The sequence below is a fragment of the uncultured Rhodospira sp. genome, assembly GCF_937138205.1.
GTDB lineage: Bacteria > Pseudomonadota > Alphaproteobacteria > Rhodospirillales > Rhodospirillaceae > Rhodospira.
This window is the reverse complement of record NZ_CAKZOT010000076.1, coordinates 1-26,656: the sequence shown is the minus strand read 5'-3', so window position 1 is coordinate 26,656 and position 26,656 is coordinate 1. Positions and strand designations below refer to the sequence as shown.

The 26,656-nt window shown below is 66.5% G+C and carries 15 protein-coding genes and 1 pseudogene; 7 read left to right on the top strand and 9 right to left on the bottom strand.

From position 1 onward, the window contains the following. Positions 1–100: 100 nt before the first annotated feature. The gene (gene dnaE, locus Q0309_RS10405) at positions 101–3,568 is read right to left on the bottom strand and encodes a DNA polymerase III subunit alpha (RefSeq protein ID WP_299440286.1); all 3,468 of its coding nucleotides are present in this window, start codon (positions 3,566–3,568) and stop codon (positions 101–103) included. A gap of 45 nt (positions 3,569–3,613) precedes the next feature. Between dnaE and Q0309_RS10400 the strand changes: the two genes are divergently transcribed. Continuing rightward, the gene (locus Q0309_RS10400) at positions 3,614–5,032 is read left to right on the top strand and encodes a hypothetical protein (protein ID WP_299440284.1); all 1,419 of its coding nucleotides are present in this window, start codon (positions 3,614–3,616) and stop codon (positions 5,030–5,032) included. A 284-nt stretch (positions 5,033–5,316) separates the two neighbouring features. Here the strand turns inward: Q0309_RS10400 and Q0309_RS10395 are convergent. The 4 genes and pseudogenes from Q0309_RS10395 to Q0309_RS10380 form a co-directional block, all read right to left on the bottom strand. Beyond that, positions 5,317–6,265: pseudogene (locus Q0309_RS10395) on the bottom strand (IS110 family transposase). A 365-nt stretch (positions 6,266–6,630) separates the two neighbouring features. Next, entirely contained in the window at positions 6,631–8,250 is a 1,620-nt protein-coding gene (locus tag Q0309_RS10390; protein ID WP_299440288.1) for a CHASE3 domain-containing protein, read from the bottom strand. Between the two features lie 616 nt (positions 8,251–8,866). Further along, positions 8,867–10,228, bottom strand: a complete 1,362-nt coding sequence (locus tag Q0309_RS10385; protein WP_299440282.1) for a replication-associated recombination protein A — start codon at positions 10,226–10,228, stop codon at positions 8,867–8,869. Next, a complete protein-coding gene (locus Q0309_RS10380) occupies positions 10,225–11,670 on the bottom strand; it encodes a DegQ family serine endoprotease (RefSeq protein ID WP_299440280.1) in 1,446 nt (481 codons plus the stop codon). Before Q0309_RS10380 ends, Q0309_RS10385 begins: the two co-directional genes overlap by 4 nt. A 310-nt stretch (positions 11,671–11,980) precedes the next feature. Between Q0309_RS10380 and Q0309_RS10375 the strand changes: the two genes are divergently transcribed. From Q0309_RS10375 to metZ, 5 genes are all read left to right on the top strand, one after another. Next, positions 11,981–13,714, top strand: a complete 1,734-nt coding sequence (locus Q0309_RS10375) for an ABC transporter ATP-binding protein (protein WP_299440278.1) — start codon at positions 11,981–11,983, stop codon at positions 13,712–13,714. Between the two features lie 207 nt (positions 13,715–13,921). After that, positions 13,922–16,534, top strand: coding sequence for an EAL domain-containing protein (locus tag Q0309_RS10370; RefSeq protein WP_299440276.1), 2,613 nt, complete (start codon positions 13,922–13,924; stop codon positions 16,532–16,534). Between the two features lie 106 nt (positions 16,535–16,640). Then, a complete protein-coding gene (locus tag Q0309_RS10365) occupies positions 16,641–17,741 on the top strand; it encodes a TRAP transporter substrate-binding protein (protein ID WP_299440274.1) in 1,101 nt (366 codons plus the stop codon). A 90-nt stretch (positions 17,742–17,831) separates the two neighbouring features. Then, complete coding sequence (locus Q0309_RS10360; RefSeq protein WP_299440272.1) at positions 17,832–18,353, top strand: hypothetical protein; 522 nt, start codon at positions 17,832–17,834, stop codon at positions 18,351–18,353. A 362-nt stretch (positions 18,354–18,715) separates the two neighbouring features. Further along, positions 18,716–19,921: an O-succinylhomoserine sulfhydrylase gene (gene metZ, locus Q0309_RS10355; protein WP_299440271.1), complete on the top strand. Its 1,206-nt coding sequence runs from the start codon at positions 18,716–18,718 to the stop codon at positions 19,919–19,921. A gap of 781 nt (positions 19,922–20,702) precedes the next feature. Here metZ and glnA read toward each other — a convergent pair. Together glnA and Q0309_RS10345 are read right to left on the bottom strand one after the other, a co-directional pair. Continuing rightward, on the bottom strand, positions 20,703–22,112 hold the full coding sequence (glnA, locus tag Q0309_RS10350; protein ID WP_299440269.1) for a type I glutamate--ammonia ligase: 1,410 nt from the start codon (positions 22,110–22,112) through the stop codon (positions 20,703–20,705). A 97-nt stretch (positions 22,113–22,209) separates the two neighbouring features. Then, positions 22,210–22,548 carry a P-II family nitrogen regulator gene (locus Q0309_RS10345; RefSeq protein WP_299440267.1) on the bottom strand — a complete coding sequence of 113 codons (339 nt, stop codon included), beginning with the start codon at positions 22,546–22,548 and terminating at the stop codon, positions 22,210–22,212. A 261-nt stretch (positions 22,549–22,809) separates the two neighbouring features. Here Q0309_RS10345 and Q0309_RS10340 point away from each other — a divergent pair, with 261 nt between their 5' ends. Next, positions 22,810–23,163, top strand: coding sequence for a hypothetical protein (locus Q0309_RS10340; protein WP_299440266.1), 354 nt, complete (start codon positions 22,810–22,812; stop codon positions 23,161–23,163). A 287-nt stretch (positions 23,164–23,450) separates the two neighbouring features. On the opposite strand, the gene Q0309_RS10335 is transcribed toward Q0309_RS10340, so the two are convergent. Beyond that, positions 23,451–24,707 (bottom strand): transporter substrate-binding domain-containing protein, encoded by a 1,257-nt coding sequence (locus Q0309_RS10335; protein ID WP_299440265.1) that lies wholly within the window; start codon positions 24,705–24,707, stop codon positions 23,451–23,453. Beyond that, positions 24,704–26,416: a hypothetical protein gene (locus Q0309_RS10330; protein ID WP_299440264.1), complete on the bottom strand. Its 1,713-nt coding sequence runs from the start codon at positions 26,414–26,416 to the stop codon at positions 24,704–24,706. The genes Q0309_RS10335 and Q0309_RS10330 overlap by 4 nt, the downstream gene beginning before the upstream one ends. Positions 26,417–26,656 lie beyond the last annotated feature (240 nt).

Genomic DNA, 26,656 nt, shown 5'->3' with positions numbered 1-26,656 from the left:
CTCGGCGACGCGAAGCGTCGCCGGGGGCGAGCCGAGGGATCTCCCGCGTCGGCACTGCGCCCGGCGAATGGCGACGAGTCATGACTTCGGTCGGCTGGTATCACACCTCCCGCACGTCTAGCACCCCCGGCACACCGCGCAGGGCCATCAGCGTCTCGGGGCTGAGGCGGTGGCGGGTGTTGAGGTCCAGGTCCACCTCGCGGTCCGGGGTGCGCGCCACGACGAACACGCGGCGCTGGCCGGGCGGGTCCTGATCCAGGATCTCCCGCACGCGGGCCAGCGGCCCGGGCTCGCCGACGTAGATTTTCAGCTGCTCGACGGTGCGGGCCACGGCCGCGTCCAGCGGCTCCACCGCCTGCATCATCAGCCGCAGGTCGTCGTCGCCCTCCTGGCGGGCATCGACGGTCACCAGCAGGGGGTGCGTCGACTCGAGCAACTCACGCGACGCCGCCAGCACCTCGGAAAACACCACGGCTTCCATGGTCGCGCTGGCGTCCGAGATCTCGACGAAGGCGTAGCGGTTGCCGCTCTTGCCGGTGCGTTCCTTGCGCGCGCCGGCGATCACGGCGACGCGGATCGCCCCCCGCCCGCCCTGCCGCAGGTGGCGCGAGAGGTCGCCCAATGCCACCACGCCCAGCCGCTCCAGGCCGCGCCCATAGCTGTCCAGGGGATGCGCCGACAGATAGAAGCCCAGCGCCTCGCGTTCCATGCGCAGGCGTTCCATGGCCGGCCAGTCCGAGCGCCGCGGCAGCACCAGGGCCGGCGCCTCGTCCGGTCCGCCGAACAGGCTGACCTGGTTGGAGGTCCGCTCCTCGGCCGCGCTTTGGGCGTGGCGCATGATGGTGTCGATGGCCTCGAACACCTGCGCACGGTTGGCGTTGAGGCTGTCCAGGGCACCCGCCTTGACCAGGTTTTCCAGCAGCCGCTTGTTGATGGCGCGGGTGTCCAACCGCCGGGCGAAGTCGCCCAGGTCCTTGAACGGGCCGCCCGTTTCGCGTTCCGCGACCAGCGCCGCCATGGCCGCCTCGCCGACGTTCTTGATCCCGGCCAGGGCATAGCGGACCGCGCCATCCTCGACGGAAAAGGCGACCTGGGAGCGGTTGACGTCCGGCCCCAGCAACGCGATCCCCAGGCGCTTCAGCTCGGTCTTGAACGCCCCCAGCTTGTCGGTGTTGTGCATGTCATAGGTCATGGTGGCGGCCATGAACTCGACCGGGAAGTTGGCCTTCATGTAGGCGGTCTGATAGGCCACCAGGGCATAGGCGGCGGCGTGCGACTTGTTGAAGCCGTAGCCGGCGAACTTGGCGATCTGGTCGAACACCTCGGAGGCCTTGGCGGCCTTGATGCCGCGTGCCTCGGCGCCCTCGCAAAACAGAGCGCGCTGTTTGTCCATCTCGGCCTGGATCTTCTTGCCCATGGCGCGGCGCAGCAGGTCGGCGCCGCCCAGGCTGTAGCCGGCCAGCGCCTGGGCGGCCTGCATGACCTGCTCCTGATAGATCATGATGCCGTAGGTCTCGCGCAGGATGGGCTCTAGCTGCTCGTGCAGGTATTGGACCTGCTCCTGGCCTTGCTTGCGGCGGATGTAGCTGGGGATGTTGTCCATCGGCCCCGGCCGGTACAGGGCGACGATGGCGATGATGTCCTCCAGGCTGTCGGGCTTGAGGTTGCGCAGCACGTCCCTCATGCCCGTGCTTTCCAGCTGGAACACGCCGGCCGTCTCGCCGCGCCCCAGGATCTGGTACGTCGCGCGGTCGTTCAGGGGCAACGCCGACAGGTCTGGCGTGATGCCGCGCGGTTCCAGCAGCTTGACCGCCGTGCTCAGCACGCTCAGCGTTTTCAGGCCCAGGAAGTCGAACTTCACCAAGCCGGCCTGTTCGACCCATTTCATGTTGTATTGGGTTACCGGCATGTCGGCGTTGGGATCGCGGTACAACGCCACCAGCTCCGACAGCGGCCGGTCGGCGATGACCACGCCGGCCGCGTGGGTCGAGGCGTGGCTGTACAGCCCTTCCAGCTTGATACCGATGTCGAGCATCCGCGCCACCTGCTCGTCCTCGCGCCGCAGCTCCTGCAGGCGCGGCTCGCCCTTGATGGCCTCGGGCAGGGTGACGGGGCTGGCCGGGTTGTTCGGCACCATCTTGCAGATCTTGTCGACGTAGCCGAGCGGCATTTGCAGCACCCGCCCGACCGAGCGCAGCACGGCCCGCGCCTGGAGTTTCCCGAAGGTGATGATCTGCGCCACCTTGTCGGCGCCGTAGGTCTCCTGGACGTAGTGGATGACCTCGCCGCGCCGGTCCTGGCAGAAGTCGATGTCGAAGTCGGGCATCGACACGCGCTCGGGATTGAGAAACCGCTCGAACAGCAGGCCGAAGCGGATGGGGTCCAGGTCGGTGATGGTCAGCGCCCAGGCCACCACCGAGCCGGCGCCGGAACCGCGCCCCGGCCCCACCGGGATGTCGTGTTCCTTGGCCCACTGGATGAAGTCGGCGACGATGAGGAAGTAGCCGGGGAAGCCCATGGACTCGATGATGCCCAGTTCGTGGTCCAGGCGCTCGCGGTAGGGCCGGGCGGCATCCTCGCGCGCGGTCTCGTCCATGTCGTCGTGGAAGACGTGCTTCCGCAGGCGTTTGGTCAGGCCCTCCTCGGCCAGGTCGCGCAACGCCTGCGCCTCGCCGCGATCCCCCGCGCGGCGCGCGTGCGGCAGCATGGGCTTGCGCTTCTCGGCCATCACGGCGCAGCGCCGGGCGATGACCAGCGTGTTGTCGCAGGCCTCCGGCAGGTCGCGGAACGTCTCGCGCATCTCGGCCGGAGTCTTGAGGGCGTGGTCCGGGGTCAGGCGGCGCCGCTCGGCCTCGTCAACGAACGTCTTCTCGGCCATGCAGATCAGCACGTCGTGGGCCTCGAACATGTCGCGCTCGGGGAAGAACGCCTCGTTGGTGGCCACCAGCGGCAGGTCCTGCGCATAGGCCAGATCAATCAGCGCCGGCTCGATGCGGTCCTCGGCGGCCAATCCGTGGCGTTGCAGCTCGACGTAACACCGCCCGTCGAACGCCGCCGCCAGCCGCGCCAGCATCGCCGCCGCGTCGTCCGGGCGGTCCTCGGTCAGCAGGCGGCCGACCGGCCCGCCGACACCGCCCGTCAGCAGGATCAGGCCGGCGTTGAGCGACTCCAGGTCGTCCATGTCCACCTGCGGCCGTTCGCCGGAGGGCGTGTCCAGGAACGCCGTGCTGATCAGTTTCTGCAGATTGGTCAGGCCGTCCGCCGATTGGGCCAGGAGCACCAAGGGGTCCGGATCCGGCTTGCGCAGGTCGCGCGGCCCGACGCCGCGCCGCCGGGGCTCGTCGGTGTTGCGCACCGCCACCTGGCAGCCGACGATCGGCTGCACCCCGGCGTCGGCGCAGGCGACGGAGAACTCCAGCGCGCCGAAAAGGTTGCCCGTGTCGGTGATGGCCACCGCCGGCATCTCCATCGCCGCGCAGCGACGGACCAGATCCTTGACCTGGATGGCCCCCTCGGACATGGAATACGCGGTGTGAACGCGCAGGTGGACGAAATCGGCATGGGCCATGGGGCAACCTCGCGGACGGTCCGGCTTGGTGAACGGGAGGCGGCGATGGTAGCCGACGGAACGGCGCGTGTCGCCCGGCGCGCGACGGGCCGCGTGCTGGCGTTGGCGCTGGCGCTGGCGATGGCGGTGCCAGCGCCCGTGGCGGCGACGGCCGGGGACCCGGCGGCGGACGAGACGGCGGAGGCGCATCCGCTCATCTTCTGCACCGCGCCCTGGCCGCCGTTCGTCGAGACCGTGCCGCCGCCGCGTCCACCGTCCCACAAGCCCGATCCGGTGGCCCTGGGGTTCCGCCCGGCCATGGCGGACGAGGGCGTCGCGCCGGCGGATGTGCCGCCGATCCCGGCCCCCGTGCCGGCCGAGGCGGCGGCTCCCACCCAGGACGGCGGCGGCGACGCCGGCCCCTCACCGGTGGCCGGCGCGCTCGCCGAAGGTGGGATTCCCCTGTCCGAGGTCGAGGTGGTGCCGCCGCCGGCCCCGCCCAGCAAGCGGTTGGGCCGGGTGATGGTGGCGCTGGACGACGCCCGGCGCCGATCCGAGGCCTCCGTCGTCCAGACCCGGGACCCGGCGGCGGAGAGCGGCGTGCCCCAGGCGAGTCAGGTCGCCATGGCGACGGACCAGCCCGAGGACATGGCCCAGGACATGGCGGAGGACGCGTCCGAGGTGACGGCCGAGGTCGAGGTGGAGGCACCGCCGACTCCAGCTGGCGCGCCGGATCCGGGTGCGGAGACCGGCGGCGGCGCCGACGCGCCCGCCGCCCCCGCCGCCCCCCCTGCCACCTCCACCGGGTTGAGTGCGTTCAAGATGCCCACGGCGCGGGCCTTGATGCCGCGCGGCCATGCCGGCGGCCCATTGAGCGAGGCGGTGACGGCGGCCTGCCGCGAGGCGGACCTGGATTGTCGGCTCGTGCTCGTGCCCTGGATGCGGCCGCGCGCCCAGCTTGAGTCCGGGGCCTGCGACGCCATGTTCCCGGTGGAGGAGCGGAGCGCGGCGCGCCCGTACATGCAGGTCTCTCGGCCTCTGGTCGACAGCCAACTCGCGTTCTTCACCATGAACACCGACATTCATCAGGTCGCGGACCTGACCGAATACATCGTATTGGCGCGCGGCCCCTCGGAGGCGGCGGAACAGGCCCGCGCCGCGATCGAGGGGCTGGAGAAAAGCGCGCTGGTGCTCGGGCCGGACCTGGGCAGCCTGATCCGCCGGCTGAGCGGCCTGCAGCCCGGGGACCGCGTGGCCCTGTACGGCAACTACCATGAGGTCTCGCGCGCCATGGAGGACCACGACGGCCCGATCCCGGCCCTCAACGTGGTGTTCCACCGGCGGCAGCCTCTGCGCGTCGGGTTCTCGCGTGAGAGCGTGCCCCTGGAGGTGATCGAGGCCTTCAACCGGGGCCTGAAACGCATCCGCGAGACGCGCGAGTTGCAGGAGATCCTGGACATCGGCGAGGTGGCGCCGGTGAATTGAGGGCGCCGTCGGCGTTTGCGCGACCCGTTGGGGTGGGACAAGACCCCACCCCAACCCTCCCCGTTTACGGCTATCGGCGCATGGCCAGCCGCATCACAAGGCCGGACACACGACCGCACCTGACCACATGCCGTTCCTGACCAAAGATGTGCTTGCATTCGAAGGGGCGTCCACACAGGTATTCACGCTTCTTTCCGCCGAAGCGGGAGCCCTTCGCTCGCGCGACGATGTGACTCGTCATTGCGAACCCTCGTCGCAAGACGAGGGTGAAGTATCCGTTTTGGTCAAGGGGCGACAGGCTTCCAAGTGTGACCATTTCTGAGGAGGGCGTTGGCCAGGACGAGCAGCTTCCGCATGATGGCGACGACAGCGACCTTTCGGGCTTTGCCGGTTGCGATGAGGGCATCGTAAGTTGCCTTGAGGTCCGGGTTGTGCCGGAGAGCCACGAGGGCGGGCATGAAAAGCGAGTGGCGCAGGCGGGCGCGACCGCCGCGAATGCCTGCGTGACCGTTCCAGGCTCCGGATTGTCGCGTCATGGGGGCGAGGCCGGCTAGGCTTGCGGCCTGCTTGTTGGTGATGGTGCCCAGTTCAGGCATGTCGATCATCATGGCGAAGGCGGTGACTGGCCCGACCCCTGGGATGGATTGCAGAATTTCCATGCGCTTCCGCAAATCTTCGTCTTTGGAGATCAAGGACCGTATCTCCGCTTCAATCGCCTCCATGTCTCTCTTGATCGCTTCGATCCGCTTCGATCCGCTTCGCGTTCTGGCGCTTCAGAAGAGTATTGGCGATCTGTTTTTGGCGGTTCTTGGCCGCCGTTTGATCTTTGATCAGGGCGTCCCGGGCCGCGTGGAGCTCACGCAACGCCAAGAGTGTCGAAGATGCCACCGGCCGGGCCACCAGCTCCAGGGCTTCGCCCATTCGAGCCAACATGGCGGCATCGACCCGGTCCGTCTTGGCCAACCGCCCCGTGGCCTCGGCAAACCGCCGCGCCTGTCGAGGGTTCACCTTGACCAGGGAAAAACCTTTCTTGCCAAGGGCTTGCTCGAACGCGCGGTGATAGGCGCCGGTGGCCTCGAAGACGATGCGGGTGACGCTCCATGGCGCCAACCACGCGACCAGCGCCCGAAAGCCACGGGCGTCATTCGTGACCCGCAGTGTCTTGTCCAAGGGCCGGCAATGGGCATCGAGATGCGCTTTCGAAACGTCAACTCCGATGGTAACCTCGGTCATCTTTTCCATGTCCTGTGCTTGTCATGCGGGCCTTGATGCCCTCGTATCCATACAGGCCTTTTTGGAAAAGACGGGGCCGACCAGACTTCACCACGGCGCACGATCGCCGGCAATCCAACGGTCCGACCCCGCCGACCCCGGGGGTGGCCACCCCCGGGGTCGGCCCAATTCTACAGCTTGGGCCGACAGCATCCATAAGACAAGCAATCCAGAGCGAAAAACGCAGATATCCGCTCTGGATTGCCCCAGTTTTGGTTTTTGGGCTTCGCTCCTCGCAATGACGAGCATAAGTGAAGATGCGTGAATCGGATAGCCCGGCGCCCTTGCACTCCACGGTGCCAGGAGGCCGGCGTGTCCCCGGGCCGTCACATGGCGCGAACCTTGGCCAGAAATCCGTCCACCATGCTGCGAAGACTGGAGGATTGTTCACTCAAAGACCCGGTCGCTTGCAGCACGCTTTCCGCCGCCGTGCCGGACTCGCGCGCCGCCTCGGTGACGGTGTTGATCGTCTGAGACACCTCCGTGGTGCCCTGGCTCGCCTGCTGGACGTTGCGGGCGATCTCCTGCGTCGCCGCGTTCTGTTCCTCCACCGCCGAGGCGATCGCGGAGGCGACCTCGTTGATGCGGGTGATGGTGTTGCTGATGGACTCGATCGCCGAGACGGCGGTTTGTGTTTCGGTCTGCACCGCACTGATCTGGCGGCCGATGTCTTCGGTGGCCTTGGCGGTCTGGTTGGCGAGGCTCTTGACCTCGTTGGCGACGACGGCGAACCCCTTGCCAGCGTCGCCGGCGCGGGCCGCCTCGATGGTGGCATTGAGCGCGAGAAGGTTGGTCTGGTCGGCGATGTCCGTGATCAGGTTGACGATCTCGCCGATCTTCTGGGCGGCGTCGGCCAAGCCCGACACCACATCGTTGGTGCGCCGCGCCTCGGCCGCCGCCTGGCGGGCGATGTCGCTTGATTCCTGCACCTGACGTCCGATCTCGCTGACCGAAGAGGACAGTTCCTCGGCCGCCGAAGCCACCGTCTGTACATTGCTCGACGCCTGCTCGGATGCCGCCGCGACCGTCGTCGCCTGGGTGGTCGTCTGCTCGGCAATCAAGGCGAGGTTCTCGGCCGTCGATTGAAGTTGCCTCGCCGCCGTGGAGACCGACTGCACGACGCTGCCGACGCCTTGCTCGAGGGAATCCGCGAGTTCGGCCATCATGCGTTTCTTGTCCTCGGTCGCCCGCCGTGCCTGCTCCTTCTGCTCATCCTCCATCCGCTGGACGCGCTGGGCGTTCTCCTTGAACACGTTGACGGCGTCGGCCATGGCCCCGATCTCGTCCTTCCGGCCGACGCCGGGAATCGTGGTCGCCAGGTCTCCCTTTGCGAGACGGCTCATGGCCTGCGTGATCGACCCGATCGGACGGGAGATCGCCCCACCCAGCAACCATCCAACGAAGCCGGCGATGAGGACGCCGCCGATCATGAGGCCCCAGGTCATGGTTTCGGCGAGGGTCACGGTCTGTTCGTTCTCGGCCTGACGGGTTTCCATCAAGCTTTGTTCTATGGCGGTGAATTCGGCCATGAGTTGGCGGAACGTGTCGAAAAAGACCTTGCCCTGGGCCTGGGCCACGACCTCCGCCAGTTCGTCCATGGTCGCCGAGGTCCCGACGGTCCGGCGCATGGCGATCATGGGCTCGACGACCTCGGCTTGCCACTGCTCAATGACCGACTCGGCCTCCTCCAGGCGTCTGACCTGGGGCGGGTTGTCGCTCACGGTTTGCTGGAGGGCGTTGATCTTCTCGCTGAAGATGGTGTCGCCGGCCCGATAGGGGGCCAGGAACTCATCGTCACCAGCCAAAAGAAATCCGCGCATACCGGTTTCCATGTCAACCGCGGCGGCGACAATGGCGTTGGATTCGGTCAGGACATAATGTGTGTGAGTGACCCATTTTTTGGTCGTGACAATGCTGTGGAGCAATACAAGAGTTGTGATGCCCATGATGATCAGCAAAAGCACCGGGGGAACGGCGCCCAAAATCACTTTCACCCGTGTTGAAACGTTCGCGAACCCCATGATTTGCCCCCTTCCGCACTGCGGTCTCGTGTCTTCGCAGGTGTGATGTCAAGCGGCGTCTTGGAGTGGTCTTCGGTCCGTTGAGACCTCGGCTGTGTCAAGAAGGCCGCTGCACCTTGCGAAGTCCGACCCGTGCCACCGAAACCGAAGTGCCCATGCATCCCGCGAGAGTCCGCGTAGCCGTTTGCACGCAGGCATTCTAAGGCACAGTATAATGAAAAAAAGTCTAAACGCGACAGATGTTCGGAGGCGGGGAGGAATACCGTAGGGGAACGAGAGCGGAATGATCCTGGTTCCGCTTCACGTGTTTTTCTCGAAATTGCACTAAATCAAATTATTGGCGCCGCTTCATTCGTCACATTTGACCCATGAGCGGTCCGTAATGGAACACGACCCGCCGAACGCGCGACAATTTCCATGTCTTTTGTTGCGGGGTCCGACTGAAAATGATCGCTCGGCGCTCAGGTGACCACAGGAGGCCAATCCGCCGTTGCTGGCGCCGCTGCGGCGGCTTGCGCCCCCGCCGGGACGCGAAGCCGCCCTACGGATCCACTGACACGCCCGCCCGCTTCGCCCGCAGTTTGTCCCAGTAGGCCAGCCGTTTCCTGATCTCGCGTTCGAAGCCGCGATCGGGCGGGCTGTAGAAGCGCTCGCGGTCCATCCCCTCGGGGAAGTAGTTCTGGCCCGAAAAGCCGTCCTCGGCGTCGTGGTCGTAGGCGTAGCCGGCGCCGTAGCCCAGGTCCTTCATCATCTTGGTGGGCGCGTTGAGGATGTGCATCGGCGGCATCAGGCTGCCGGTGCGCTTGGCCGCGCGCCGCGCCGCGCCGAACGCTACGTAGCCGGCGTTGCTCTTCGGTGCCGTGCCCAGGTAGATGACCAGATGGGCGATGGCCAGGTCGCCTTCCGGACTGCCCAGGCGGTCGTAGGTCTCCCACGCGGCGATGGCCTGTTCGGCGGCCGCCGGGTCGGCCATGCCGATGTCCTCGACCGCGAAGCGGGTCAGCCGGCGCAGAATGTACGCCGGGTCCTCGCCCCCCACCAGCATCCGCGCCAGCCAGTACAGCGCCGCGTCCGTGTCCGACCCGCGAAGTGATTTGTGCAGGGCGGAGATGAGGTTGTAGTGCTCCTCGCGGTCCTTGTCGTAGACCGGCGCGCGGCGCTGGGCCACGCGGGCCAGCCCCTCCGGATCGAGCGGCGCCATGCCGTCCCCCTCCGCCTGTTGCAGGGCGAACAGCGCTTCGGCCAGGGTGAGCAGGTAGCGGCCGTCGCCGTCGGCCATGGACCGCAGCGTCACGCGCGCCGCGTCGGTCAGCGGCAGGGCGGCGCCGCTGGCCGCCTCGGCGCGGGCCATCAGGCGGTCCAGGCCGTCGTCGTCCAGGCGGCGTAGCACGAACACCCGCATCCGCGACAGCAACGCCGCGTTCAACTCGAAGCTGGGGTTTTCCGTCGTCGCGCCCACCAGCACCACGGTTCCATCCTCGACATAGGGCAGGAATCCGTCCTGCTGGGCGCGGTTGAAGCGGTGGATCTCGTCCACGAACAACAGCGTGCCCTGGTTCTCGCGCCGCCGTCGCTCGCGCGCCGCCTGGAACACCTTGCGCAGGTCGGCGACGCCGGAGAACACGGCGGACAGCGGCTCGAACCGCAGGTCCACGTGGTGGGCGAGCAGGCGGGCCAGGGTGGTCTTGCCGCACCCGGGCGGTCCCCAGAACACGAGCGAGGCCAGCCGCCCGGCCGCCAGCATCTGCCGCAGCGGGCCGTCCGGGCCGAGCAGGTGGTCCTGGCCGACCACGTCGTCGAGCGATCGCGGCCGCAGGCGGTCGGGCAGGGGACGCGAGGGATCGTCGGCCGGCACGAACGCCGTCGGCGGGGATGCGTCGGTGTCGCCGAACAGATCGCTCATCCGCCGACCACCACGCGCGCCCGCCGGCCGTCGCGCAGCATCTCAAGGCGCCACGGCGGTCCCGTCCGGCTCATCAGGCGGTTCAGGACCTCCACCGACGTGGCCTCGCGCGCGTTGACCGAAACCATCACATCGCCGGGCTGTAAGCCGAACCGGCGGGCCGGGCTGTTGTCGCCGATCTCCAGGATGACCACCGAGCCTGGGCCGTGCGGCAGGCGCAGTTCCTCGGCCAGCGCCGGGTTGAGATTGGCGACGACCACATCGTTGAGCGGATGACGCCCGCGCAGGCGGGTCGGGTTGCGCGGCGGATCCTCGGGTGGGGGTCGCAGCGCCACCGCGACCTCGCGCTCGCGTCCATCGCGCCAGATGCGCAGGGCGGCCGAGCCTCCCACCGGGCTGGTGCCGATGCGATAGCGCAGGGCTTCCTCGTCGGTCAGGTCGTGGCCGTCGAAGGCCAGGATCACATCGCCGCGCCGCACGCCCGCGCGTTGCGCCGGTCCTCCTGGCCGAACGTCGGAGACCAGCACCCCGGTCGGTCGCGGCAGGCCGAGCGAACGGGCGATGTCGTTGGTGACGGTCTGGCCATCAAGCCCCAGCCACGGGCGGGTCACGGTGCCGCCGGACAGCAGGCTGTCGACCACGACGCGCGCCATGGTGGCCGGCACGGCAAAGCCGATGCCGACGCTGCCGCCGTCCTGGCTGTAGATGGCCGTGTTGATGCCCACCAGCCGGCCCTGCATGTCCACCAGCGCGCCGCCGGAGTTGCCGGGGTTGATGGCGGCGTCGGTCTGGATGAAGGAGCGATAGTCGGTGATGCCCACAGTGGTCCGCGCCAGGGCCGAGACGATGCCCATGGTCACGGTCTGGCCCACGCCGAACGGGTTGCCGATGGCCAGCACCAGATCGCCGACGGCCAGCGCCTCCGAATCGCCCAGGGGCAGCGCCGGCAAGGCTTCGTCGCCGGTGTCGATGCGCAGCACGGCGAGGTCCGAGCGCTCGTCCGTGCCCACCAACTGGGCGTCGTATTCGCGGCGGTCATGCAGGACCACGGTGATCTCGTCGGCGCCCTCGATGACGTGACGGTTGGTCAGGATGACGCCGTTTTCGCGCACGATGACGCCGGAGCCGAGCGAATTCTGGACGCGTTCACGCTGGTGCGGAACGGTTCCGAACGGATGGCCGAAGAAGCGGCGGAAAAACGGGTCGTCGAACAGGCGCGGCATTTGCCGCTCGCGCACCACGCGGCGGCTGTAGATGTTGACGACGCTGGGGGCCGCGCGCTCGACCACCGGCGCGAAGGACAGCGCGATCTCGGCGCGGGACTGCGGCACTTGGCGGGCCACGCCGGCGGACTGGGCGGAGCCGGCGGTCGGTCCGAGTGTCGCGACCGTCAGCAGGCTCACGAAAAGGGCGATGCCGGCGTGGCGGAGCAAGGGGGACATCGGCGGTTCCCGGCTGGGTCTGGGGACTGGACGAGCGGCTGCCGCGTCTTCATCTAGGATGGCATCGCGCGTCGGGCAATCGCCAACCGCCGCCGGGCCGCGCGAAGCGGGGGCCGACGGGCGATCATCCCTTCCGCGGGGACCGTCTCTATGATCTATGAGGGGCGCCGCCCTCGACGACACCCAGCCCTCCCGGCAAACCGTCCCCCGGCGGGCGCGTTGGCTCAACCGACCGAGAGACATGCCTCCATCCCATCCCTCTTCCGAACCGCGAGCATCGGCCTCCCCGGTCCCTGGCCGCGCCGGCACGGTGGCTCTGGGGCGGCGCCTGGTGCGCGAGTTCCTGTCGCCGTACTGGCCGACCGTCGGGCTGGCGGTGGGCTGCATGGTGGTCATGGCCCTGGCCACCGCCGCCACCGCGTGGCTGCTGGAACCGGCCATCAACCAGGTGTTCCTGGGCCGCGAGGCCGGGGCCTTGTGGTGGGTGGCCGGCGGCATCCTCGCCGCCTTTGTCGTGCGTTCGCTCAGCAACTACGGCCAGTCGGTGCTGATGTCGCGCATCGGCTTCGAGATCCTGACCGCCGCCCGCGACCGCCTGCACGACAAGGTCTCGGCCATGGAACTACGGTTTTTCCAGGCCCATTCGACCGGCGAATTGGTGACGCGCTTCACCTACGACATCAACCGGATGCGCTTCGCCATGGCCAACACCCTGACCGCCCTGGGGCGCGATCTGGTGACGCTGGCGGCGTTGGTGGGGCTGGTCTTCTGGCAGGACTGGGTGCTGGCGTTGGCCGCGTGTTTGGTGGCGCCGTTGACCATGGTGCCGGTGCGGCGCCTGGGGCGGAAGGTGCGTCGGCGCGCCCTGGACACGCAGGAAGAGACCGGCCGTCTGCAGGCCCTGATGCTGCAGGTGCTGCGCGGGGTGCGGGTGGTGTGGATCGACGGCCGCACCGAGGACATGCGGAGTCGCGTCGGTGTCCTGATCGACCGCATTTTCCGCCGTCAGGTGAGCGGTGAGCGCGCCCGGACGCTGGTGACGCCGATCATGGAATTGGCCACCGGCGTGGGCCTGGGGCTGGCGCTTGTGGCCGGCGCTCACCGGGTGCTGGAGGGCGGCACCGATCCCGGGTCGCTGACGTCGATGCTGGCGGCGCTGCTGATGGCCTATCAGCCGGCCAAACGGCTGGCCAATCTGTATTCCATCGTCCAGGAAGGGCTGGCCGCCGTGGAGCGCCTGTTCCGGCTGCTGGACACGCCGCCCGACCTGACCGAGGCCCCGAAAGCGGTCGCCCTGCCGTCCGGTCGCGGTCGCATCGAGTTCCGCAGGGTGACCTTCGCCTACCGGCCCGAGGAGCCGGTGATCCGCGACATCGACCTGACAGTAGAACCGGGCGAGGTGGTGGCCCTGGTGGGGGCGTCCGGTGCCGGCAAATCGACACTGCTCAATCTGATTCCCCGCTTTTTGGACGTGGACCAGGGCGCCGTGCGCGTCGACGGGCACGACGTGCGCGACGTGACGCTGGCCTCGTTGCGGTCACAGATCGCCCTGGTCACCCAGGAGACGTTTTTGTTCGACGACACGATTCGCGCCAACATCGCCTACGCCCGGCCGGAGGCGTCCGACGCCGAGGTGGAGGCGGCCGTCCGCGCCGCCGATGCCTGGGATTTCGTCGCCCAGCTACCGAGGGGACTGGACACGCCGGTGGGGGACCTGGGCGGGCGCCTGTCGGGCGGCGAGCGGCAGCGCATGGCCATCGCCCGGGCGCTTCTCAAGGACGCGCCGATCCTATTGCTGGACGAACCGACGTCGGCGCTGGATACCGCCGCCGAACGGCGCGTGCAGCGGGCGCTGGCCGAACTCAGCCGGGGCCGGACAACCCTGGTGGTGGCGCACCGGCTGTCGACCATTGTGGATGCCGACCGCATCTGTGTGCTACATGGCGGGCGACTCGTTGAGCAAGGTCGGCACGCCGATCTGGTCAATCAGGGTGGGTTCTATGCGCGCCTGTATCGCGGTCACGAGGAGGGTGCGCCCGCGTGATGTGGATAAATGTACAGGTTGTGCGCACCCATCGGCGCGACAAATAATGCTTGGTCTGCGCCGCAGCGCAGTTTTCTATGGTCATCATCAGTCTAGTCTGGAAGGATTAAGCCCAATGAGTGGCGCGGAACGTCACCGGGGGGCACCAGCGTCGCGGTCCTCTTTTCGAAGGGGACCCGCTTTCAAGGATGGCGGCGATTCGGGGTCATGACGACGGGGTGGACCGAACCAAGTACCAGCCAACCGTGGGACCCGCACGGCGGGGGTGCGGCCGGCTCTGACACGGCCCCCATCGGGCCGGAGGCGCCGCGCCTTGAGGCCCTGACCGCCACGGTTCCGGGCATGGTGTTCCAGCGTGTGCTGCATGAGGACGGCACGCTGACCTATCCCTATCTGTCGCCGTCGGTGGCCACGCACATGGGCTATCGGCCGGATCAGATGCGGGTGGCCCGCGATGGCTGTCTGGACGTGATCCATTGGGCGGATCGCGACGCCTACCTGGGGCGCGTCCGGGAGTCCGCGCGTACCCTGGGCGCCTGTCGCGAGGAGTTCAGGGTCATCGGCCGCAACGGCGATGTCCGCTGGCTGGCCGGGAAGAGCGTGCCCAGGCGCCTGGACGACGGCCGCATTCTGTGGGACGGCCTGCTGATCGACATCACCGACCGCAAGCGCACCGAGTACTGGCTCGGCATGGTGATGGATCACGCCGCCGATGTGATCCTCACCATGGATGACATCGGTCGGATCGATTCCGCCAGCGCCGCCGCCGCGATCGTCTTCGGATGCGATCCCGAGACGCTGATCGGCCAGCCCGCGTCGGACTTGATGCCGGAGTTGGCGGCCGACGACCTGAGCGAGATGCTGCGCCTCCACATGATGACGGGGGAGCCGTCGATCGTCGGGACCGGTCCGCGCGAACTGACCGGGCGGCACGCGGACGGAACGGTGTTCCCGATCGAGATGGCGCTGTCGGAGGTCCTGACCGAGGGCCGCCGCCTGTTCATCGCCGTCATCCGCGACATCAGCCAGCGCAAGGCCGCCGAGACGGCGCTGATGGAAACCCAACGGCGCCTGACCAATATCGCCGAGAACCTGCAGGGCCTGGTCTTCCAGCGGACCCTGACCCGCGACGGCCGGGTGGCCTTCCTGTACATCGCCGGCACGGCGCTGGAAACGATCGGCCATCTGCCGGAGGCGGTGTTGAAGGACGGGGATCTGTTGCTGCGGGCCATGGACCCCGACGACCGGCGCCGGTTCGTTGCCGCCCTGCGGCGCTCCGCCGAGTGCCTGGAGCCGATGGAGGACGACTACAAGATCATCGGACCGGATGGCACGGAACGCTGGCTGCGCGGCTGGTCCCGGCCGCTGCTTACCGGCAATGGCGATGTGGTGTGGGAAGGGGTGGCGCTGGACGTCACCGACCGCAAGCGGGCCGAGGATCATCTCATGTTCCTGGCCTATCACGATGCGCTGACCGGTCTTGCCAACCGAACCCTGTTCCTGGAGCGGTTCGCGACCATTGCCGACGACCAGAGCGGCAACGACGGTGGCGGGCCGCGGATCGCCGTTGTCGCGCTGGGGCTGGACCGGTTCAGCATCATCAACGCGACACTGGGGCACGCGGTGGGCGATCGGGTGCTCGTGGCCGTCTCGCAGCGCCTGCGCAACGCCGTGGGCAGCGAGGGGCTGGTATGCCGCACCGGCGGCGACCGGTTCCTGATCATGTTGTTCGCGCCCAGCGACGACGCGACCTTGCGGGCCGCCCTGGACGATCTGCCGGCCGCGTTCCAGCGGCCCATAGAGGCCGGCGGCCACCAGTTCGATCTGTCCATCAGCCTGGGCGTCAGCCTCTACCCGGATCACGGGCCGGACGCCGAGACGCTGATCATGCACGCCGACGCCGCCCTGCACGAGGCGAAGGCAGAGGGGGGCGGAACCTGCCGTCTGTTCACTCCCGCGATCAGCGAAAAGGCGAACCTGGTGCTGACCCTGCGCCATCGGATGCGCCGGGCGCTGGAGGAGAACCAGTTCAAGGCCCACTTCCAGGCCCAGCTTGACCTGGCCACCAACCGGATCGTCGGCACCGAGGCCCTGGCCCGCTGGATCGGCCCCGACGGCAGCCAGGTTTCGCCGGTCGAGTTCATCCCCATCGCCGAGGAATACGGTCTGATTGACGACATCTGCGTCCAGGTGATGGAGGACGCCTGCCGCTGGACCGCGCGCTGGAACCAGTTGGGCCTTGGGGACATCTCGGTCGCGGTCAACATATCCGGGCGCCAGTTCCACAATGCGCGCCATCTGATGGAGATCGTGGACTCGGCCCTGGATCGCCTGAGGCTGCCGCCGCATCTGCTCGACCTGGAATTGACCGAAAGCGCGGCCATGAGCGACCCCGAGAACGCCAGCAAGGTCATGCGGATGTTCACGGATCGGGGGATCGCCTGTTCGCTCGACGATTTCGGCACGGGGTATTCCTCGCTGTCCGTGATCAAACGGTTCACCCTGCGCACCCTGAAGATCGACCGGACGTTCGTCCGCGACGTCACCCAGGACAGCAACGACGCCGCCATCTGCTCCGCCATCATCGCCATGGCCCATGCCCTGAACCTGCGGGTCTGCGCGGAGGGCGTGGAAACCCCCGATCAACTGGCCTTTCTGCGCGCCCACGGGTGCGACAAGGTGCAGGGGTACCTGATCGCACGGCCCCTGCCGCCGGAGGAAATGGAACGGCTGCTGCGCGCCGGTCCGCCCACGGCCGCCTGGGCCGGCGCGGACACGTCCGCGACCGGAGCCGTTTCCGACGCCCGCGTTTCGTGGTAAGGCCACGCGTGATATGGAGACGCGTGATATGGAGACGCTGGGCGGCGTGGGCCGGCACCGGCCGACCCGACGGCCATTCCAGATGGGTGCGAGGAGAGGGACAATCATGAAACGGCGTGAGTTTCTGACCGGCGCGGCGGTGGCCGGCGCGGCTTCGGGCGTGGGAACCCTGGCGGCCCCGGCCATCGCCCGGGCGCAGGACACCCTTGAGTGGAAGATGGTCACGACCTGGCCGAAAAACGCTCCGGGTGTCGGCGTCAATGCCCAGCGGTTCGCGGATATCGTCACCGAAATGAGCGGCGGGCGCCTGACCATCCGTCTGTTCGCGGCCGGTGAGCTGGTGCCGCCGTTCGAATGCCTGGACGCCGTGCAGGCGGACACCGCCCAGTTGGCGCACGCGACGCCATACTATTGGGTCGGCAAATCACCCGCCCTGAACTACTTCACCACCATTCCATTTGGCCTGATGGCCTGGGAACTCAGCGCCTGGATGCACTTCGGCGGCGGTCAGGAGTTGTGGCAGGAGGTCTACGAGCCGTTCAACGTCGTGCCGTTCTATGCCGGCAGCTCCGGGGTCCAGTCGGGGGGCTGGTTCAACACGGAGATCAACACCCTGGACGACCTGAAGGGGCTCAAGATGCGGATCGCCGGCCTCGGCGGCGAGGTCATGCGCCGCCTGGGCGTGGCGGTGGTGCTGACGCCGCCGGGCGAGATCCAGCCGGCGCTGATGTCCGGCACCGTGGACGCCGCCGAGTGGGTCGGACCGTGGCTGGACATCGCCTTTGGCCTGCAGAAGGCCGCCAAGTACTACTATGTGCCCGCCTTCCACGAGCCGGGTCCGGGCCTGGAGGTGATCGTCAACAAGGATCGCTTCGCCGCCCTGCCGGACGACCTGAAGGCCATCATCAAGTACGCCGCCCGCGCCACCTGCGAGACCACGCTGGCCGACTTCACCTTCAACAATATCAAGGTGTTCTCGGACATGCGGGAAAAGTTCCCGGAGATCGAGTTGCGCCAGTTCCCGGACGAGGTCATCGAGGCCATGGGCGAGAAGACGCGCGAGGTGATCGAGGAGGTGGCCGAAAAGGATCCGCTGACCCGCAAGGTCCACGAGGCGTTCATGACCTTCAATCGTCAGGCCGAGGCCTATCAGGCCCACTTCGACCTGCCGGTGCTGCGGATGCGCCAGCTCGTGTTCGGCGGCTGACGGTGGACCAATAGGGGACGCGCGGAGGCGCCGCGCGTCCCCGCCGATTTCCGGGTGCCGGTCCGCCGGCTCCAAAAGGATTCCGTTCCGATGTTCCTGACGTTCTTTGTGTCCACCTGCGTCGCCGCCCTGGCCATCGGCACGCTGCTGGTGCTGTTTCGCCTTGCCGGGCGGCCGATGCCCGGCATTCTGATTCCGGTGACCATCGGCCTGTCCATCATCGGCGCCGTCACCTACCTGCGGTATACCTGGGCCGATACGATGATCGAACGCCTGCCCGAGGGCGTGGAGGTCATCCAGACCTTCCGCGACAGCAGTGCGTTCGAGCCCTGGACCTACATCTGGCCGCGCGCCACGCACTTCGTGGCCATTGATCGGTCCACCCTCGCCACGCACCCCCGCCTCGACAATGTCTACCTGGTCGAGATGCTCCTGCTGGCGGAGGGCAATCCGACCATGTCCGTGCCCCAGGTTATCGACTGCGCCAAGGGGCGGCGTTCCAGCCTGCCGCCGGACACGCCGCTGGACCCCGAAACCCTGCCCGAGGACCTGACGTGGCAGTTCCAGCGCGAGCCGGTCTACCTGTTCGAGGCGGTGTGCGGCGCGCGTTGATAACAAGTGACGGAGATCGTGACATGTGTTCCGGGCCTTCGGTCCACGGTCTTTGGAGTTCCCTCGGCTCGCGTCGCTCGATCGGCAGCGTCAGCGACCGAAGGTTCTCGATCGGCACGCGCATCCCATGCAACGCCCGACTGACCTTGTTTTGTTGCCAGCTTGACCGGACCCTATGGCAAAGCGAAACGATGCCGTACGCTTATACTAACGGTCATTGAAAATGTCCGTTTAAGTCCGTGGCCGGCCCACTCCCCACCCGGCCGCCCCGACAGTATGCTTGGAGTGGCCGGGGGAAGTGGGCAGGTTATGGCACAAGAACAAAGGGTTGCGCGAAACCGCCGGACGGAAAGGCTTCTGAGATGACCGCGGACGACCCCCGCGACCCCTCCTCCTGGCATCCCCGCACCGCCATGGTGCGCGGCGGACTGGCGCGCAGCCCCAACATGGAAACGGCGGAGGCGCTGTACCTGTCCTCCGGCTTCGTCTATCCGGACGCCGACGCGGCGCGACGGGCCTTCGACGGCACCGACACACGTTACGTCTACTCGCGCTTCCGCAACCCGACCAACGCCACGTTCGAGCAACGTCTCGCCCTGTTGGAGGGGGCCCGCTTCTGCCGCGCCACCGCCAGCGGCATGGCGGCGGTCACGGCGGCGTTGCTGTGTCAGGTGAGGGCCGGGGACCGGGTGGTGGCGGCGCGGGAGATGTTCGTGTCCTGCCACTGGGTGCTGACCGAGCTGCTGCCGCGGTTCGGGATCACGGTGGATCTGGTGCCCGGCGCCGACGGCAACGCCTGGGCCGCCGCGCTCGCCACCCCGGCCGCGTGCGTGTTCCTGGAAAGCCCGTCCAACCCGGCGTTGGAGATCGTCGACATCGCCGCCGTCTGTGATCTGGCCCATCGGGTGGGCGCCCGCGTGGTGGTGGACAACGCCTTTGCCACACCGGTTCTGCAGCAACCGCTGGCGCTGGGCGCGGACGTGGTGGTGCACTCCGCCACCAAGTTCATCGACGGCCAGGGGCGGTGCCTGGGCGGCGCCATCCTGAGCAACGATGAAACCTTCGACGAAGAGTGCCTCCTGCCGTTCCTGCGCAACACCGGCCCGGCGCTCAGCCCGTTCAACGCCTGGGTGCTGGCCAAGGGCCTGGAGACGCTGGACCTGCGCGTGCGTACCCACTGCGACACCGCCCTGGCCCTGGCGCGTGCGGTGGACGGACGGCCGGGGGTGCGGGCGGTGCGCTATCCGGGCCTGGAGGGCCACCCGGGCCATGCGCTGGCCATGGCGCAGATGAATGGGGCCGGCGGGGCCATTGTCGCGCTCGACCTGGAAGGCGGGCAGCCGGCGGCGTTCCGGTTCCTGGACGGGTTGCGCCTGATCGACATCTCGAACAATCTCGGCGACGCCAAGACGCTGGCCTGCCACCCGGCCACCACGACCCACCAGCGCCTCGACGCCGCCGAGCAGGCGGCCCAGGGCATCACGCCGGGGTTGGTGCGGCTGTCGGTCGGGCTGGAGGACCGGCGCGACCTGCTCGCCGACGTCACCGAGGCGCTGAAGGGCCTCTGACTCGGCTGATTGGGTCCTATCGACTGCACACGTCGTCGTCAGTGTCCGCGCGAGCCGCCGGGCCAGGACAAGATCCCACCCCAACCCTCCCCGTAAACGGCGGCACTTCGCTCGCGCGACGACGTGACTCGTCATTACGAGCCCTCGTCGCAAGACGAGGGTGAAGAAATCCAGGGCACGAAACGCAAGTATCTGCCCTGGATTGCTTCGTCGCTACGCTCCTCGCAATGACGACCTGAACACATCGAGCAGGGGGTTTCCTCAAGGCCTCCCCCTCTCATACCCGGCGACGATTGGATTGACGTCAGAATTCGGCCCGTCATCCGGCGGACCGGACGACGATGGCCTCTGCTGACGTCTCCAGCTCCATCAAGGGCCATCGCTGACCCCCTGCTCCGGATCGCCCGGAGAAAGCGGGAGACCTCCCAGGGTAAGACACGACCCTTTCCCCTGGTCGCCGCCGGGTTAACCTGCGCGCGTGTCCGGGTGATCCTCGGGCGTCCCGGTCCATTGCGGGGTTGCCCCACCGCGCCGGCCTCGTATCCGGTTTCTGTTCGTCGGCTCCAGGTTTCGCCTCCGGCTTCCTCCCCACCCCGCCTCGCGACGACGCAGTTGCCTTCGGCTCGTGGTTCCCATCACCAAGGCCCACAGAGGACTTTCACCTCCAAGGTTCGTGCCATGCCTGGCACACAAAAAAGGGGAGACGCCGCGACAGCCGTCTCCCCATCCCATGCCTCTCGGGTGCCGCGCCCGGCCGGAACCGGACGCGGCGAAACACGAACTACACGCTATAATACATCTGGAACTCGACCGGGTGCGGGGTGTGCTCGAACGCGTACACCTCTTCCCACTTCAGTTCCAGGTAACCGTCGATCATGTCGTCGGTCATCACGTCGCCCTTCTTGAGGAAGTCGCGGTCGGCGTCCAGCGACTCCAGGGCCTCGCGCAGGCTGCCGCAGACCGTCGGCACGCCGGCCAGTTCCTCCGGCGGCAGGTCGTACAGGTTCTTGTCCATCGGGTCGCCCGGATGGATCTTGTTCTCGATGCCGTCCAGGCCGGCCATCATCATGGCGGTGAAGGCCAGGTAGGGGTTGGCGGACGGATCCGGGAACCGCACCTCGACGCGCTTGCCCTTGGGGCTGGCGACGTACGGAATGCGGCAGGAGGCCGAGCGGTTGCGCGCCGAATAGGCCAGCAGCACCGGCGCCTCGAAGCCCGGGATCAGGCGCTTGTAGCTGTTGGTGCTGGGGTTGGTGAAGGCGTTGATGGCGCGGGCGTGCTTGATGATGCCGCCGATGTAGTACAGCGCGGTGTCCGACAGGTCGGCGTACCCGGAGCCGGCGAACAGCGGCTTGCCGTCCTTCCAGATGGACTGGTGCGTGTGCATTCCGGAGCCGTTGTCGCCCATGACCGGCTTGGGCATGAAGGTCGCGGTCTGACCGTAGGCGGCGGCGACCTGGTGGACCACGTACTTGTAGATCTGCATGGCGTCGGCGGCCTGGATCAGGGTGCCGAACTTCAGACCCAGTTCATGCTGCGACGGCGCCACCTCGTGGTGGTGCTTTTCCATCGCCAGGCCCATTTCCGTCATCACCGTGACCATCTCGGCGCGCAGATCCTGGCCGCTGTCCACCGGCGGCACCGGGAAGTAGCCGCCCTTGACGGACGGACGGTGACCGAAGTTGCCCTCCGGCAGTTCCTTGCCGGTGACGTAGGGGCCTTCCTCGGAGTCCAGCTCGAAGGAAATCTTGTTCATGTTGACTTCGTACTTCACGTCGTCGAACACGAAGAACTCGGCCTCGGGACCAAAAAACGCGGTGTCGCCGATGCCGACCGACTGCATATAGGCCAGGGCCTTCTTGGCGATCGAGCGGGGGTCACGGTCGTAGGGCTGGCCGGTGGACGGCTCCAGCACGTCGCAGAACAGCACCAGCAGAGGCTGGGCCGCGAACGGGTCCATGACGGCGGTGGCCAGGTCCGGCTTCAGGATCATGTCGGACTCGTTGATGTCCTTCCAGCCGGAGATGGACGAGCCGTCGAACATGATGCCCTCGGTCAGCGTGTCCTCATCGATAGTGGAGACATGCTGGGCGGTGTGCTGCCACTTTCCCTTGGGGTCGGTAAAGCGGAAATCGACGTACTTGACATCGTTTTCCTTGATCATTTCCAGGATGGTGCTGACGTCCGACATGACCGTTCGTTCCCTTGTCCTTGGCTGTCCTGATTGGTCTCAAAAAGGCCTGTGTGCTCAAGCCGGCAGGCGGCCGGCCCGCGCGCCAAACGCGCGATCAGATGGCGTCGCCACCGCGCTCGCCAGTGCGGATGCGGATCGCTTCCTCGACCGCCGTGATGAAAATCTTGCCATCGCCGATGCGCCCCGTCTGGGCCGCCTGCTGGATGGCCTCGACCGCCCGTTCCACCTGGGGGTCGTCAAGGACCACCTCGATCTTCACCTTCGGCAGGAAGTCGACGACATACTCGGCCCCGCGGTACAGTTCCGTGTGTCCCTTCTGCCGCCCGAAGCCCTTGGCCTCGGTCACGGTGATGCCCTGCAAGCCGATTTCGTGAAGGGCCTCCTTCACTTCGTCGAGCTTGAAGGGTTTAATGATCGCCTCGATCTTCTTCATGGAGTCCGAACCCCTCCGCGCCTCTGTCCGTTTCACCGCTGTGCCGCGGTGCGTCCCACCGGGCGTCGGCATCATGGACCCTTTTCACGCGGCGTGCCAACCGGGAAGCCCCGGCGAAAACGCGGCTTTACCACGGCCTAACGGTCATCTGCCCCGCCCGGCGGCTCGTCGGCTGCCCAATGGCCTTGCAGTCCGCCTAATTCATGTGCACAAACGGCGCCGGCCTGACCCGCGCGTCCCCTGCTCCGGAGCCCCGATCCGATGTCGCTGAGCCAAGCCTTCGCTGCGCTGTACACAGCCCTGGAGACACTGGCGACGATGGACGCCGACCTGAGCCAACGGTTGAGCGTCGTCTATCGGCGCTGCGTGCGCACCCTGGACATCGACGCCATTCCCTCGGCCGCGCTGCGCGGGCGGGCACGGGCCGTGCGCGACCGTCTGGCGGCACACGATCCGGAGGGCGCGGCCGGCGCCGCCGCGACGCGGACGGCGTGCCTCTCAGGTCTGACGTCCGAGGAGATGGAGGACATTGCCCGCCAGCTCGTGCGGCTGTACTTCGGCCTGCTGATGGGGGACCAGTCCGGCGCCAACACGCGGCGTTATGACGTGGTTTGATGCCGGTTTCGAAGAAACGTGGCAGGATTGAACAGTACGCCCCGATTCTTCCACCAGGGAAAGACTTGATTCCCATGACGCCAGCGCCGCTGCTTTCCGCCCAAACCCCTTCCGACTCCACCCTCAGAGTCTGTCCGGAGACTTCATGCGTCCTCTGCAACAAGTTGATCTGACTCAGGAACCTACCGGACAGACACTTACGACCTTCATTAGGATCTGGATCGGACGGCGGGTGGGCCGCGCCCCCATCCGCCGATCGCCTGTCTGTCCGTCGCCGTTGACCGGCCTTACTGTCCACCGCCCCTGATGAAGATCAGCGCCTTGATCAGCGGGGTGGGTTGCATCCCGGGGAAGTATTTTCTGAAGGCGTCCTCGCCGCCGCCACGGAAGTTATCCGCGATGGCCAGATTGATCGCCCAGAGGAGCCCATCGCGCCCCTCTCGAACCGGGATCGCGTACCGCTCCAGGCTCAACTGATTGGGCAGTGTCGTCAAATTGGCAAAAAACCCCTTACTTTGCCGAAGATAATGTTCTTTGACTTCTATACCCTGAGTCGTTTCATTCGCACTCTCGTCACGGGCCGAGCCTTGGCTCCTGCCGTCCATGCCATTCGTCGCCGCCTCGGCTGTACCGTCCATTGACTCGGTGCCGTGCTCCACGGAGCCATGGTCCGGCGTGCTCTCGGATTGGGCATCGGGCGCGGTTCCGAGCGGCGGGTCTGTCCCAGGGTCAAAAAGGGCAACATCGCTGGGATGCGGCGGATACACATCGGGGCATTGGTTCGAGACCAGTTTTGCCCATTCGTCCTGTAGCGCCAGGCGAACGGGGTTCTTCGTATTGTTGATGACGTCCTGGAGGATGGACCGATCCGTGACGTACAGGTCCACCTTCTTGCAGGCCAGCGCGGCAAGTCCCTGGATGTGTGTGGGAAATTCTTTAGCGGCGACGTCGGCCAGACTCTCCTTCGCGGTGGAGCCGGTGACGTAGCCGACCCTCAGCACATCCTGTTCCGCGGGCTGGTTGGCGAAGTCGAACAGCCCGCCCTCGTGGACACGGCCGGCGGCCCTGGCATCAACAAACAGGATGTCGCTGAAAGGGACGCGGGCCTGCCGGTCCGGTGTGACGGATACGGCGCCACAAACCATATCCAAAGCCGGCACGGAGGGATCGTCGCGGTCGGCGACAAGACGGTCAATCCGCTCAGAAGCCTCAATTTCCACGAAATAGGCCTTGATCGGCGTCTTCGGATGCCGCCGGTTGTACTCGCTGACGCCTTTCTTGCAGATATCGACGGTAAAACCCGACCAATCATCCCACCCGTACCGGCCCTGATCATCCATTCGGGCGTCCGCCGCCCTGATCGCGAATGGCGCCGCATCGAAGCGAACCCCGATCAGGATTTCGACTGACTCATGACGGTCGTCTGCAGCGGGTGGTGGCGTGTCGTGCTTTTTTTTGGGATCATGGTCCGTCTGCCCGAAGGCATGGGGGGCGCCGAGCAGAACCACAAGAACCACGGAAAGAAGCTGCTTCGTGCGCATCATGACATCACCGTCCCGTCGGATGAAGGAGCCCCTTGTCTGGTCCGTTCGCAGTTTTCCCAGTTAAACACCAAGAGACCAGCGGTCAGCGTGGCCCCTTGAAGACCAATAATGATGGATGACACGAGTATGAACAAGACGTCAACGCTACCATCTTCCTTGGTCATGTTTGTAAGTGAAACAAAGAAAAACATAAACATCAAGCCAGAGACAAAGAAAAACAAGAATGATCGACCTAGATGTTTTAGCGCGGAGTACGTAAAGGGCTTTTGTTCGGGTCGTGCCGCCAGAAGTACTATTCCGGCGAAGCCCCCAAAAATCGTGAACACAAGCAACGCAAAGAAATTAATTGAAGGAAACACTGCGATTTTGCCGCTATCCAGCTGTCCAGCAAAGTCAAGAAAGTATAGTCCCAGCACAGACCCAAACAAACCATACAGAAACACACGCGCCGTTTCGTCGATCTTAGGCGCCTGATCTGGACGGGCGAATATGACGTTGGGCGGCGCCATCCACAGGATGGAACTGAGGGCGGTGAAGTACAGAAGGGCGCCGCCCAGCCCCCACAACAGGGTGTCGTTGGCCGTTGTCGGAAGGAGGGTTTGCGGATCGTGTTCCCCAACGATAGTGCCGGCGATGAAGGCCGAGAACATGGCGACGAGACCGACCGCCAAGGACAGGACCAGCACAAAGGAAACCGGCATCTCCACGGCCAACGACGTGTTGCCGAGGAACCCGAGGAAGGGGGGCATCTGGTCCCGATTGTTCTTTCCGCCAAAGGAGCTTGTTCGGCGCCAGCACAAGGCGATCAGAAGGCTCGCCGCTTCCAGGTTCGAGTCGAGATCCCGCTCCAGTAGATCGTTGAGGTTGCGCGCGTTCCTGGGGACCTGCTTGATGCGATTGGTGACGAAACGATCGATTTCCGACCAAAGGGGGGCCAGATCGACCTTTGCGGTCATGTCGAGGCCGGACTGAACGCGGCCTCCCAGATCGTCGAGAATGTCGTGCAGCAGGAGGAGCCCAAAGATCTTGTGCTGACGCTGTGGGCTCAGGTCTTTAAAGTCATTTATGGCGAGGTCGTAACGGCGCAGCACGCTGTCTCGGATGTTCTGGCAGTCTTTTTCGGTCCAGAAGGGATGGACCTTAATCGCGGCGGTCATTCGCTCGACGGACTGAGGCAGGCCGACGGATCGATGGGCGAGGCGACGGCTCGCGTGATCGCCCTCGCTCAGCAGCGGAAGATTTGTGCCGGCTCCGAGAAGGGTCAGCGCGACCAGGGGAGGGACGGACGGATCCATGTACTCGAACGGGGCCAGAACAAAGCGCAGAACCGATCCCAATTGTGACACGGCCGTTGGCGGGCCGAGTTCCAAGCCCCCGAAGCTGCCCTGTTGGGCGGTCGCGGCATCAAGGATGACCTGGACCAAGACGCACCCAAGAACATAAATCAATGAAATGACAAAGACGTAGGTCACATACGCCTTAATCAGCGTTTTGGCGTCCTTGAGGTAGATCGGAATCGCCTGATCGTAAATGTCGCCGGCTTCTCCCTTTTTCCTGGCGGGCAATCGAACCCTGTCGTAAGACGCGATGGCGAGAATCAACCAACCAAGAGCAAGCGTCCATAAAGCACTGAAATGCATGCCATCACCCCCCGAAGGGCCACGGCGGCCCTTGCCCGCACGGTGGATGCGGCGCAAGCCTTCAACCACATGCCGCATCACAACGGGCGGAAACGTGCCACAACTGCAAGCCACATTCAACGCTGTTGTTGACTGTGACGCGCAGGACAAAGCCGGGGGAATGGCTGTGGAATGGCGATGGGCGTGGAAGGGACCGTCCGGCCCTCACCCCACCGCCGCCGCGCGCACCGGCTCCGGCTCGTCGGCGGCGGCGCCCTGCTGCGGCACGCCCAGCGCGTCGAGCAGGCGGCGCAGTTCCTGCCGCGCGGC

What these genes read in the sequence shown, in the direction of transcription:
- dnaE (WP_299440286.1), bottom strand. Translation starts at nt 3,568, where the DNA reads ATGGCCCATGCCGATTTCGTCCACCTGCGCGTTCACACCGCGTATTCC.
- Q0309_RS10400 (WP_299440284.1), top strand. Translation starts at nt 3,614, where the DNA reads ATGGTAGCCGACGGAACGGCGCGTGTCGCCCGGCGCGCGACGGGCCGC.
- Q0309_RS10390 (WP_299440288.1), bottom strand. Translation starts at nt 8,250, where the DNA reads ATGGGCATCACAACTCTTGTATTGCTCCACAGCATTGTCACGACCAAA.
- Q0309_RS10385 (WP_299440282.1), bottom strand. Translation starts at nt 10,228, where the DNA reads ATGAGCGATCTGTTCGGCGACACCGACGCATCCCCGCCGACGGCGTTC.
- Q0309_RS10380 (WP_299440280.1), bottom strand. Translation starts at nt 11,670, where the DNA reads ATGTCCCCCTTGCTCCGCCACGCCGGCATCGCCCTTTTCGTGAGCCTG.
- Q0309_RS10370 (WP_299440276.1), top strand. Translation starts at nt 13,922, where the DNA reads ATGACGACGGGGTGGACCGAACCAAGTACCAGCCAACCGTGGGACCCG.
- Q0309_RS10365 (WP_299440274.1), top strand. Translation starts at nt 16,641, where the DNA reads ATGAAACGGCGTGAGTTTCTGACCGGCGCGGCGGTGGCCGGCGCGGCT.
- Q0309_RS10360 (WP_299440272.1), top strand. Translation starts at nt 17,832, where the DNA reads ATGTTCCTGACGTTCTTTGTGTCCACCTGCGTCGCCGCCCTGGCCATC.
- metZ (WP_299440271.1), top strand. Translation starts at nt 18,716, where the DNA reads ATGACCGCGGACGACCCCCGCGACCCCTCCTCCTGGCATCCCCGCACC.
- glnA (WP_299440269.1), bottom strand. Translation starts at nt 22,112, where the DNA reads ATGTCGGACGTCAGCACCATCCTGGAAATGATCAAGGAAAACGATGTC.
- Q0309_RS10345 (WP_299440267.1), bottom strand. Translation starts at nt 22,548, where the DNA reads ATGAAGAAGATCGAGGCGATCATTAAACCCTTCAAGCTCGACGAAGTG.
- Q0309_RS10340 (WP_299440266.1), top strand. Translation starts at nt 22,810, where the DNA reads ATGTCGCTGAGCCAAGCCTTCGCTGCGCTGTACACAGCCCTGGAGACA.
- Q0309_RS10335 (WP_299440265.1), bottom strand. Translation starts at nt 24,707, where the DNA reads ATGATGCGCACGAAGCAGCTTCTTTCCGTGGTTCTTGTGGTTCTGCTC.